This window comes from Lentibacillus kimchii, assembly GCF_055381965.1.
The window spans coordinates 213,568-224,362 of sequence record NZ_AP043934.1 but is presented as its reverse complement, the minus strand read 5'-3'; the positions used below and the strand labels follow the sequence as shown (position 1 = coordinate 224,362).

Genomic DNA, 10,795 nt, shown 5'->3' with positions numbered 1-10,795 from the left:
ATTTAGTTTTCAAGGTGCAAAATGGAGCCTAGCGGGATCGAACCGCTGACCTCCTGCTTGCAAGGCAGGTGCTCTCCCAGCTGAGCTAAGGCCCCGTATTCGGTTCCAGATGGTGGGCCTGGGTGGACTCGAACCACCGACCTCACGCTTATCAGGCGTGCGCTCTGACCAACTGAGCTACAGGCCCTCTTAAGAGAGAATTGCTCCCTCAAAACTGAACCAAACAACCAGAGTAGCTGAAAACAGATATCGGTCCGGCCGATACTGCCGCGCTAAGCGACAAGCACCGGCTTCCGTATAATATCTTCCTTAGAAAGGAGGTGATCCAGCCGCACCTTCCGATACGGCTACCTTGTTACGACTTCACCCCAATCGTTGGCCCCACCTTCGGCGGCTGGCTCCAAAAAGGTTGCCTCACCGACTTCGGGTGTTGCCAACTCTCGTGGTGTGACGGGCGGTGTGTACAAGGCCCGGGAACGTATTCACCGCGGCATTCTGATCCGCGATTACTAGCGATTCCGGCTTCATACAGGCGAGTTGCAGCCTGCAATCCGAACTGGGAATGGTTTTATGGGATTTGCTTCACCTCACGGCTTCGCGTCCCTTTGTACCATCCATTGTAGCACGTGTGTAGCCCAGGTCATAAGGGGCATGATGATTTGACGTCATCCCTGCCTTCCTCCGGTTTATCACCGGCAGTCACCTTAGAGTGCCCAACTTAATGCTGGCAACTAAGCTTAAGGGTTGCGCTCGTTACGGGACTTAACCCAACATCTCACGACACGAGCTGACGACAACCATGCACCACCTGTCACTCTGTCCCCGAAGGGAACACGGTATCTCTACCGCCATCAGAGGATGTCAAGACCTGGTAAGGTTCTCCGCGTTGCTTCGAATTAAACCACATGCTCCACCGCTTGTGCGGGCCCCCGTCAATTCTTTTGAGTTTCAGCCTTGCGGCCGTAATCCCCAGGCGGAGTGCTTAATGCGTTAACTTCAGCACTAAGGGGCGGAAACCCCCTAACACCTAGCACTCAACGTTTACGGCGTGGACTACCAGGGTATCTAATCCTGTTCGCTATCCACGCTTTCGCGCCTCAGCGTCAGTTACAGCCCAGAGAGTCGCCTTCGCCACTGGTGTTCCTCCACATCTCTACGCATTTCACCGCTACACGTGGAATTCCACTCTCCTCTTCTGTACTCAAGTCCTCCAGTTTCCAATGACCTGCCGCGGTTAAGCCGCGGGCTTTCACATCAGACTTAAAAGACCGCCTGCGCGCCCTTTACGCCCAATAATTCCGGACAACGCTTGCCCCCTACGTATTACCGCGGCTGCTGGCACGTAGTTAGCCGGGGCTTTCTGGTCAGGTACCGTCAAAATACTGCCCTGTTTGAACAGTATCTGTTCTTCCCTGACAACAGAGTTTTACGATCCAAGGACCTTCTTCACTCACGCGGCGTTGCACCGTCAGACTTTCGTCCATTGCGGATGATTCCCTACTGCTGCCTCCCGTAGGAGTCTGGACCGTGTCTCAGTTCCAGTGTGGCCGATCACCCTCTCAGGTCGGCTACGCATCGTGGCCTTGGTAGGCTTTGATCCCACCAACTAACTAATGCGCCGCGGGCCCATCTGTAAGTGGCAGCCTGAGGCCGCCTTTCAATCCCTCACCATGCGGTGAGAGGTGTTATCCGGTTTTAGCTCGCGTTTCCACGAGTTATCCCGGTCTTACAGGCAGGTTGCCCACGTGATACTCACCCGTCCGCCGCTCGTTCCACAGGCATCACCCCCGAAGGGGATCTGCCTGCTTCCCGCGCTCGACTTGCATGTATTAGGCACGCCGCCAGCGTTCGTCCTGAGCCAAGATCAAACTCTCCAATAAATAAGAGAGATGCAAACGACTGACACCGATCAATCGTTTTATCTCAGCGTTCATAATGTCTCAAAAAGCTTCATCCAATCATATGAATACATATGACCGGGAGCCTCTTACCTGACATCTGTTTCAGGCTGGTTGTTTTGTTCAGTTTTCAAGGAGCAATTTATTGCTGTTGTCTTCAACGACAAGTAATAATATATCATGGTTGCAACGAAGTGTCAATAACTTTTTGACTCACTTTTTTCGGCTTTTTTCGGCAAAAAGTGCTTTTCTTTTGAAGCAACAGAAAATACTATAGCATAATGATTTATTCAGTGCAAGTGCTGAAACAAAAAATGTTAAATAAAATTTCCCCGGACCATAATACAGCTGCCATTCGACCATCGTCTGCTCCTGCTATCATGCAGAGTATGCTGACTAATAACCCCTATTACTACCGGTCACCTGTCCGCTTTGGCATGTATTTCAGACATTCCCTCCTGCTGGCAATTCGCCGGTATAAGTTGAATAGCGTCTGATAGCGTTCCTGCATCACATGCTTAACCACGTGATCAATCCGATGATCGTCCATATCTAATAAAATCTCCTCCAGTTCACGCCGGATAATATACTCCATTTCCCTCTCTTCTGTACCATTCAGCAAAAATCCAATCATAAGTAAAACCCATCCCTGTCTAAAAATATTTCCCTGCAATTGTTACGATTTCCAGCTGTGTTGTTTTATCCTTCTCGACCTGAAACGTGCTTATACATTTTTTATCAGGCTTGTTCATATTGCAGCATCACCAGCCATAGAATGAAATAAGGTTTGTGTGGAGAGGAATGATAGTAGTGAGTCATTTTTATGTGGTGAAAGCTGTGAAATGGAAACGTTATATACTCATTATGGCGCTGGCGCTTTTTGCTGCCTTATTTCTCTGGATTGAAAGGGATGGCGCTTATTCTGTTGTATCTCAAGAGGAACCAACGGCCCTGACTAAAGGGAATGCTAATGAGGATGGCATCGCTTTAACCTTTAATATCAGCTGGGGTGACGAGAAGGTGCACGGCATATTGGATGAATTAGAAAAAAGTGGTGTACAAGCTACTTTCTTTGTCAGCGGCGAATGGGCTGAAAACCATCCGGATATCGTAGAGGAAATCACAGACCAAAAACATGAACTCGGTATGCTCGGATACCGTTATGAAAGCTATCTTGAACAGGACATCGAGACCGTACGGGAGGATTTAGCGGAAGCCAGAGATGTATTTGATAAAATGGGCTATGAGGACGTTGATCTGCTGCGGCCGCCTAACGGCCATTTTGACGAGGATATTATTGAATTGGCAGAGAAACAGGGACTCACTGTCACGCACTGGGGAGTTAATCCGAATGATTGGAAAAATCCGGGGACACAATCGATCACGGATATGGTCATGAAACAGACAGAAAACGGGGACATTATCTTAATGCATGCATCCGATTCGGCTAAACAAACAGCAAACGCATTACAGACAATTTTGCCGGGACTGCAGGAAAAAGGATTTCAATTTGTCACAATATCTGAACTGATTAACCAAGCCCATGCGGACTCACAGCTCGCTGACTAAGTATGTGCCATCCGGCTGACAGACAGCATTTTGCACAATCAAAAGTGAACCCCAATGCAGGCTGACGCATTGGGGGGTTCATCAGGCTTTTGATTGATTTGTCTTAACTTTAGTATTGGTTTTTGCCCCATTATCGGCGTTCCCGCTGCCTGTTAAGCGATGAAGTATCAGTAATTGATATGTATTGCAGGCCAGCAGGGGTATAATCATGAGCCAGGCATAATCGGTCCCGGTTGTGCGCAGGCCAGGCACCCATTCAACTGTAGTCATGACAACCATGAGAAACAACGCTGGTATAAAAGCCCGCCGCTTCGTCTCACGTGCTTTAATTTCCGATATAACCCAGCCGTAACCAAGAATAGCTGCCGCCATTAAGATAAACCAGCCCAAGGAGACATCGCCACTCGCTTCTGAATAAGGAAAATAAACTAGATCAAACACAACAAAGGCGATCAGCAGCGTTTGCACCGTTGGCCAAAACGAACGAAACAAACTGAGACCAAACTGGTTTACGAATAAATAGGCAAAAAAACCGGCCTGACTGATAACGCTTGATAAAAAACCCATAACAAGAAAAAAGAGGATAACCCCCAGCAATTCAAAAGCATCAAACGGGCTTAAGTTAACAGCGTAAGATGCCGGCTTAATGAAAAAACTGGTAATAAGCCCAACAATTCCGCCCAGTAGCAGTGTTTTAACAAACAACCCGACCAATTTTCGACTCGTCATTTATGTTCCTCCCAAAGACTATGCTCATACAAATGTTAACATGTACACCATATTTTAACACGAACTCATCTGTTTTTCCTTTATTAGAACATGCAGCCAGCCCTCATTTTGGAAGGCGTGAGCGCACATAGCCAGCTGCTTTACAACACATAGTAAAGACAACAGGAAGGAGGATTCTGAACTTATGTTTCGGATGTCTTTAATGTCCCTTATCCTGGTGACCGTTTTTTTTATCACCGGCTGCAGCGGACAAAGTGCTTCCGGTAACGAAAAGAACTATGACGAAACCAAAAAAATGGTCGTTGATATACTACAGACCGACGATGGAAAAAAAGCCCTGAAGAACATGCTGTCAGACGAAAGCATGAAACAGCAGCTTGTAATGGACTCTGATATGATGAAGAAATCGGTCGAAAAAACACTGTCTTCCGATAAAGCTACTGATATGTGGAAAAAACTGTTCGAAGATCCGGCTTTTGTGAAAACGTATGCTAATTCCATGGCAAAGGAACACAAAAAATTGATGAAAGATCTGATGAAGGATTCGGAATTTCAGAAGCAGATGCTGGACGTTATGAAGGATCCGCAAATGACCAGTCATATGGTCAGTGTTCTGAAGAGCCAGGAATTTAATAAGCATTTGGAAAAGACGATCAACAACACTATGGAAACACCGAAGTTGCAGAAGAAAATGAACAAAATCATCCTAAAGGCGGCTGAGGAACAATCCAGCAAGAAGAAAAAACAATCAAAGGGAGGAGGCAGCGGCAGTGGCTAAGGCGTACGATTCACGACGCTGCCTGCCGAACTCCCTTTGAAAGAGGTGACACCTTCATGCACCTGTCCAGAACCCCGAAATGAGAGCAAACATCTCATTTTCGGGGTGCTTTTCATGTTTACAGATTCTGTTCTATTCTTCTTCCTCCATTTTAGCCATGATCATCGACGCTATTTTGTGATATTCCTTCCCAAGCGGGTGATCTTCCTGGTAAATTGAAGGCGCAAATTCATCATCCTCATTTTCATATGGCTGCTGCAGCGGCAGCTGACCAATCACTTTTGTCTGCAGCACTTCTGCAAGCTTCTTGCCGCCGCCGCTGCCGAAGACATATTCGCGTTCCCCGGTCTTCTTGCTTTCAAAGTAAGCCATATTTTCAATCACACCGAGAATTTCATGCTCCGTTTTGATTGCCATCTGCCCGGCTCGCGCTGCCACGAAGGCCGCCGATGGATGAGGCGTGGACACGATAAGTTCTTTAGCCGATGGAATTAGATCATGAACATCCATGGCAATATCCCCTGTTCCTGGCGGTAAATCCAGAAGCAGATAGTCCAGGTCACCCCACTCGACTTCCTGGAAAAAGTTATTCAGCATTTTGCCAAGCATTGGGCCACGCCAGATAACCGGGGAGTTATCCTCAACAAAAAAGCCCATAGACATGACTTTGACCCCGTACCGCTCAACCGGTATGATCGTTTCACCGCGTACTTGCGGTCTGTTTTCAATGCCCATCATGTCCGGAATACTGAATCCGTAGATATCCGCATCGATAATGCCGACTTTCTGCCCGAGCCGCGTGAGCGACATCGCCAGGTTAACCGTGACCGTTGATTTGCCGACGCCGCCTTTACCGCTGGATACGGAAATAAAGTTCGGCTGCTTGCTCACACCAAGCAAGTCCTTTTCATCCTCAGCCTCGGCATCGGACTGATATTTCTCAATGACGTCATCAGGCAATTGTTCGAAACGAAGCCCGACTGTTGCCGCACCGTTTTTCTTTAAAATGCTGACAATTTCCTGCTGCAATTCCATTTGCTCAGGCGTGTTCGTCTTGCCAATGCCAACCTTCACGCTGACATGCTTTTTCTCTTCCTTTATGGAAATACTGCGGACACCGCCTGTTTCCTCAAGCGTCCTATGTAAAAACGGGTCCTGGACAGGATTAAGCAGGTTCTGTATCTCTTCTTCTGATAACATGATCTGTCACCATCCCTTTCTGCCATCTATATAAATCACAGTCACTTTTTTGATTACACCCCGATTATAACACAGTTTGTCCAAATTCTAAGTGATACGAATCGGGCCGCAGCAGAGATGGTGGCTTAACAATCAGTCGCCCGGGTCCTCCGTCGTATATGTCAGGATCCCTTCATAAATGCTTGCACTCATTTGCTCCTGGTAAGTCTCGTTTTTTAGCCGCTCCCGCTCTTTATCATTGGATAAAAACCCTATTTCCACAAGTGCTCCCGGTACATTAGCATGTTTCAGTAAGTAAATATTATTTAAAGGAAGTGTTTGCCGTGATGTGTTTTCCAGATTGCGCTTGATTTCAGCCTGGATGCTCTCAGCCAAATGCTTGTTGGCTTCTTTATCCGGATGATAAAACGTCTGGGCACCATGCCACTTTTCCGATGACAGAGCATTCAGATGAAGTGTGATAAAAAGATCTGCGTCTTGATCATTAATAAACGTCATCCGCTTGCGTATATCCTCTGCCTTCCGCCGTGACAGACCTTTGGTATCCTCAGCAGCAAGATCTGTATCCTCTTCCCGCGTCAAATAGACAAGCGCCCCTGACTGCTGCAGAAAATCCCGTGTTTTTTTCGCAACATCCAGCGCAATATCTTTTTCCAGCGCGTCATCATCACCACCAACCGATCCGCCATCCGGCCCGCCATGACCCGGGTCAATGACAATCGTCTGGCCGGACAGCGGAAGGGACCACGTTTCCCAGGTTGATTCCGCTTGCTGAATCGGATATTGAATCAGAAATGCTAAAAGGACAAAACCGAGCCCCCACATCAGTCGTTTGCTGTACCGTTTCATATTGCTCGCCCCTTACCTAGTGGTTGTGCCTATTGTATTGTATGGGACGAGTATGTGGTTTATGATAGTTAAAGGAAGCGCAGTATTTTAACTAGGAAAGGAAGGATAGGCCATGTGGGTAGGCATTGGTGTCATCATCATTGGCGTGGTTCTGCTTGGGCTTGTAGCCTTGCTGATTAAACCGCTCCAGTCATTAACGCACGTGCTCAGCAATCTGGAAAAGACAACAGAAGAGCTTCCAGGCCAGGTCGGGGATGTCATTGAAGGGACAAAAGGCACCATCCATTCAGCGAACGGTGCTATCAGCGAGCTGAATGAACAACTGAGTAAACTGGGTCACGTTTTTCAGTTTATCAATCGGATTGTGTCATCACTCGAAAGTCTGTTAGCGGAGAGTACAGCTATTAATAACGAGATGAAGGCCAAAACAGATAATCCGCTGATGAGCCGCTATCACCTGGAAGACCTGTACGGCGCATTAGCGCTGGGCTATGCGGTATTACAGCGCCGGAAATAATAATTAAATCCCCTGACGTCAGGGGATTTAATTATCCTGTTCATGCTGCTGTTCATTTTCCGGTGCGTTTTTGTTTAATTTGCTGCTGAAGCGCGCTAATGGTGACGTTACTTTCCGCGACATTTCACCGACGTCCTGCACCATATAAAACAGCGGGCTTAATGTGCGCAGCTGCTCATTCACTTGTGATATCGTCACATTTGTCTGATTAAGCACCTGTCCGGTTTCCCGGAAAATGTCATCTAATTGGTTCGGCATCTGCTCGACGGTCTTCTCAATTCCGCGAAGCACATGAGCCAGGTTATTCAGAGTCCAAGCCAAGTAAACAGCAAGGACGAGAAACGCGACGCCGATCAGTATGACGCCGATTCCGGTTAAAGTCATATCGAACCCTCATTTCCTGATATTGTTTAAGACGCTGTTATGATCGCGTTCGTTTATAAAGCTTGTACATAACATCAGCCCATTTAATTGTTTTAGTCAGCCGATTCCGGTTTTTGGGTGACGCCCATGAGGCGGTTTTGTCTGTCTGCCGCTGGACAAACCGGTCTCCTTCATAAACCGACACGCCTGCATCATCCAGAGCCGTAAACAGACTGTCGGTGGCAGCCAGCTTCTCATTCAAATCATCAACTGTTTGCCCGGTTTCTTCTAACGTCTTCTGTAATTCAGGTGTGATATAGTGCATTTTTTGCTCAACTTCATTTAATGTATGACTGATGCTTTCCATGGTGTTGGCTGCACGCTTTAAAACGAGTGACGCATAAATAACAACAAGTGCAAATGCCAGCGCGCATATAAAAACACCTATATAGACGAAATCCATGGAATATCACCCTCCTTTTTGCACTTATCGGATCAGGCATATGAGATGGCCTGTTCCTGTCAGCCAGAGTCCTGCCTGAGTTCTCGCAGATCATCTTTCCCGATTACCACTTTATCATATTCACCGAAATGTTTCCATTCTGTCACACCAAGGCTATGAAATAACCATGACTATTCTAACGCAGGACGCTGAAAAATGATACGTAAGATGCTCCTCAGGCTAAAAGAAATCAGGCAAATAAGTCTGCTGGTCCGGAATCATGCTTTCCAGACATTCAACAGCCCGTCTGTCACCAGCAATCAGTCCAGCCCGGTACAATTCAAGCGGGCGCTTAAAACTCATCAGCATAACAGTCAGCTGCTGCACATTACAATGAACACCGCTTGCCTCACGACTGCTCTCAGTCCGCAGGTGTGTCACATTAGGTCCAGAACCAGTTTGTGACAGCTGATACGTCCCATTATTCTCCGGCAGGAAGGCATCTGTCACATGCAGTGCCACCGATTCAGCTCCCTCATTAAGAAATGGATACTGTTTCAGAAATGCATGAACATCAACGATCCGCGCCATAAAATAGGGATTGATCGTCTGCTCAAAACGCGGCTCATCAACAAGCAGCGGCAAAGGATCATTCTCCGGCACCGTCATCGTGACTGTTTCGGCCATGGAGTCATGATTAGCGATAAATCTCAGGAGCTGCTTATACGCATCAACTGTTTCAGCAATCAATTCGTGCACCATCAGCTGACCCTCTTTCACGCTGTACAGAATATAGCCCTGCGGCTGTCCATGAGCATCATAGGCTGCCGCCTGCTGCTGATTATTTTTTAAGACACGTTCCTTCCACCACTTGTTATCACGGACAAGCATGCCGTTGTAGTGCTGCGCATACGTTGTGTAAATCTGATCCAAGACCGGAATGTCATTATGCAGACGGCGAACATAACCATCGACATCCCAGGACTGTTTTAGACGCGCAATCGAAATACGATACGTCTTTTGCGAAAACGCATATTCCCAGCCATACTTCCGGTAAAAACCGAAGGAAAATGGATGCAGCAAGGAAAGGGTCTGGCCATTGGCGCGCATATATTGCAACGCGGTCTGCAATAATTGCTTAACCGCTCCCTGACGGCGATACTCAGGCCAAGTTGCCACGGAACTGACACCGCCCATTTCAAAAGATTTGCCGTTAATATAGCAGGACAGCGGAACCAGATGCACTTTGGCGGCAATCTGATCATGATCCATCATTCCCCAAATAATATGCCGCGATGCATCAGCTTTTCGTTCATTGAACTCTTGTTCTGACAGCTCATATTGAAACGCAAACTGCGACAGCGCAAAAATAGCATGAGCATCGTCTTCTGGATCCAGACGTTTAATCGTTGTCATCATCATCCCTCCCATGAGCATTAAAGCCTTTTTCCTATTAAAAAGAGCTCTCAACCAATCCTGATTGAGAGCTTCTGTTTTGCGTGTATTAACGTTTCGAGAATTGTGGTGAACGACGGGCACTTTTGAGTCCGTACTTTTTACGTTCAGTCATGCGTGAATCACGTGTCAGATAACCTTCACGCTTAAGGATATCTTTAAAATCCGGATCAGCTTTCAGCAGTGCACGGGCAACACCATGGCGGATCGCACCTGCTTGACCCGTGAAGCCGCCGCCGTCGACGTTAACCAGCACATCATACGTGCCCTCTGTCTCCGTCGCTTGAAGAGGCTGATTCAGAATAATTTGCTGTGTTTGATATGGGAAATAGTCTTCTGCATTGCGTTTGTTAATAACAACACGGCCTGTACCTGGAACGAGACGGACACGTGCAGTTGACGTTTTACGGCGTCCGGTGCCGTAATATTGTACTTGTGCCAAGTTATTTACCTCCTTTTAATTAGCCGCGAAGCTCGTAAACTTCCGGTTTTTGTGCTTGATGCTGATGTTCAGCGCCGCTGTAGACATGCAGCTTTTTGCCCATTTTGCGCCCAAGAGGGCCTTTAGGAAGCATACCTTTAACTGATGTCTCAATCAGTTTGACTGGATGGTTCTTACGCATCTCGTTAGCAGAACGTTCCTTAAGACCGCCTGGCCGGCCGGAATGACGATAGTAGATTTTATCCGTCAGTTTCTTGCCAGTCAGTTCGACTTTGCTAGCATTGATAATGATTACATTATCACCACCATCAACATGTGGTGTATACGTTGGTTTATGTTTGCCGCGCAAGATTGAAGCAATTTCGCTGGACAACCGGCCAAGACGTTTGCCTTCAGCGTCCACAACCAGCCACTTGCGTTCAATATTATTTTCATTTGCCATGAACGTTGTGCGCATAATCTTTCCCTCCGTTTACCGTTTAGTCATTGTTACGATTAATGTTTAACGTTTTAATATTTCAGCACAATTAGTTTCCGGGGCTAATCGTGGTTC

The 10,795-nt window shown here is 47.2% G+C and carries 12 protein-coding genes, 2 tRNA genes and 1 rRNA gene; 3 read left to right on the top strand and 12 right to left on the bottom strand.

Annotation, left to right across the window (positions count from 1 at the left end):
• Window positions 1-22: 22 nt before the first annotated feature.
• The 4 genes from ACZ444_RS01540 to ACZ444_RS01525 all read right to left on the bottom strand — a co-directional run bounded on the left by ACZ444_RS01540 (window position 23) and on the right by ACZ444_RS01525 (window position 2,532).
• Window positions 23-95: transfer RNA gene (locus ACZ444_RS01540), tRNA-Ala, on the bottom strand.
• A gap of 15 nt (window positions 96-110) precedes the next feature.
• Window positions 111-187: transfer RNA gene (locus ACZ444_RS01535), tRNA-Ile, on the bottom strand.
• 126 nt (window positions 188-313) lie between these two features.
• Window positions 314-1,880, bottom strand: a 16S ribosomal RNA gene (locus ACZ444_RS01530).
• Window positions 1,881-2,310: 430 nt separating this feature from the next.
• Window positions 2,311-2,532, bottom strand: a complete 222-nt coding sequence (locus ACZ444_RS01525; protein WP_382358206.1) for a hypothetical protein — start codon at window positions 2,530-2,532, stop codon at window positions 2,311-2,313.
• Between the two features lie 176 nt (window positions 2,533-2,708).
• Here ACZ444_RS01525 and pdaB point away from each other — a divergent pair, with 176 nt between their 5' ends.
• Window positions 2,709-3,467 (top strand): polysaccharide deacetylase family sporulation protein PdaB, encoded by a 759-nt coding sequence (gene pdaB / locus ACZ444_RS01520; RefSeq protein ID WP_382358205.1) that lies wholly within the window; start codon window positions 2,709-2,711, stop codon window positions 3,465-3,467.
• Between the two features lie 81 nt (window positions 3,468-3,548).
• On the opposite strand, the gene ACZ444_RS01515 is transcribed toward pdaB, so the two are convergent.
• The gene (locus tag ACZ444_RS01515) at window positions 3,549-4,196 is read right to left on the bottom strand and encodes a KinB-signaling pathway activation protein (protein ID WP_382358204.1); all 648 of its coding nucleotides are present in this window, start codon (window positions 4,194-4,196) and stop codon (window positions 3,549-3,551) included.
• 184 nt (window positions 4,197-4,380) lie between these two features.
• Between ACZ444_RS01515 and gerD the strand changes: the two genes are divergently transcribed.
• Entirely contained in the window at window positions 4,381-4,974 is a 594-nt protein-coding gene (gene gerD / locus ACZ444_RS01510; protein WP_382358203.1) for a spore germination lipoprotein GerD, read from the top strand.
• A gap of 132 nt (window positions 4,975-5,106) precedes the next feature.
• On the opposite strand, the gene ACZ444_RS01505 is transcribed toward gerD, so the two are convergent.
• Window positions 5,107-6,174 carry an Mrp/NBP35 family ATP-binding protein gene (locus ACZ444_RS01505; protein WP_382358202.1) on the bottom strand — a complete coding sequence of 356 codons (1,068 nt, stop codon included), beginning with the start codon at window positions 6,172-6,174 and terminating at the stop codon, window positions 5,107-5,109.
• A 132-nt stretch (window positions 6,175-6,306) separates the two neighbouring features.
• Window positions 6,307-7,023, bottom strand: a complete 717-nt coding sequence (gene cwlD / locus ACZ444_RS01500) for an N-acetylmuramoyl-L-alanine amidase CwlD (RefSeq protein WP_382358201.1) — start codon at window positions 7,021-7,023, stop codon at window positions 6,307-6,309.
• Window positions 7,024-7,135: 112 nt separating this feature from the next.
• Here cwlD and ACZ444_RS01495 point away from each other — a divergent pair, with 112 nt between their 5' ends.
• Entirely contained in the window at window positions 7,136-7,540 is a 405-nt protein-coding gene (locus ACZ444_RS01495; protein WP_382358200.1) for a DUF948 domain-containing protein, read from the top strand.
• Window positions 7,541-7,567: 27 nt separating this feature from the next.
• Here the strand turns inward: ACZ444_RS01495 and ACZ444_RS01490 are convergent, their stop codons facing one another.
• From ACZ444_RS01490 to rplM, 5 genes are all read right to left on the bottom strand, one after another.
• A complete protein-coding gene (locus tag ACZ444_RS01490; protein ID WP_382358199.1) occupies window positions 7,568-7,924 on the bottom strand; it encodes a DUF948 domain-containing protein in 357 nt (118 codons plus the stop codon).
• A gap of 37 nt (window positions 7,925-7,961) precedes the next feature.
• Window positions 7,962-8,366: a DUF948 domain-containing protein gene (locus ACZ444_RS01485; RefSeq protein WP_382358198.1), complete on the bottom strand. Its 405-nt coding sequence runs from the start codon at window positions 8,364-8,366 to the stop codon at window positions 7,962-7,964.
• A 219-nt stretch (window positions 8,367-8,585) separates the two neighbouring features.
• On the bottom strand, window positions 8,586-9,761 hold the full coding sequence (locus ACZ444_RS01480; RefSeq protein ID WP_382358197.1) for a GNAT family N-acetyltransferase: 1,176 nt from the start codon (window positions 9,759-9,761) through the stop codon (window positions 8,586-8,588).
• 88 nt (window positions 9,762-9,849) lie between these two features.
• Entirely contained in the window at window positions 9,850-10,242 is a 393-nt protein-coding gene (gene rpsI, locus ACZ444_RS01475) for a 30S ribosomal protein S9 (RefSeq protein ID WP_382358196.1), read from the bottom strand.
• A 19-nt stretch (window positions 10,243-10,261) separates the two neighbouring features.
• A complete protein-coding gene (gene rplM, locus ACZ444_RS01470; protein ID WP_382358195.1) occupies window positions 10,262-10,699 on the bottom strand; it encodes a 50S ribosomal protein L13 in 438 nt (145 codons plus the stop codon).
• Between the last annotated feature and the right edge of the window lie 96 nt (window positions 10,700-10,795).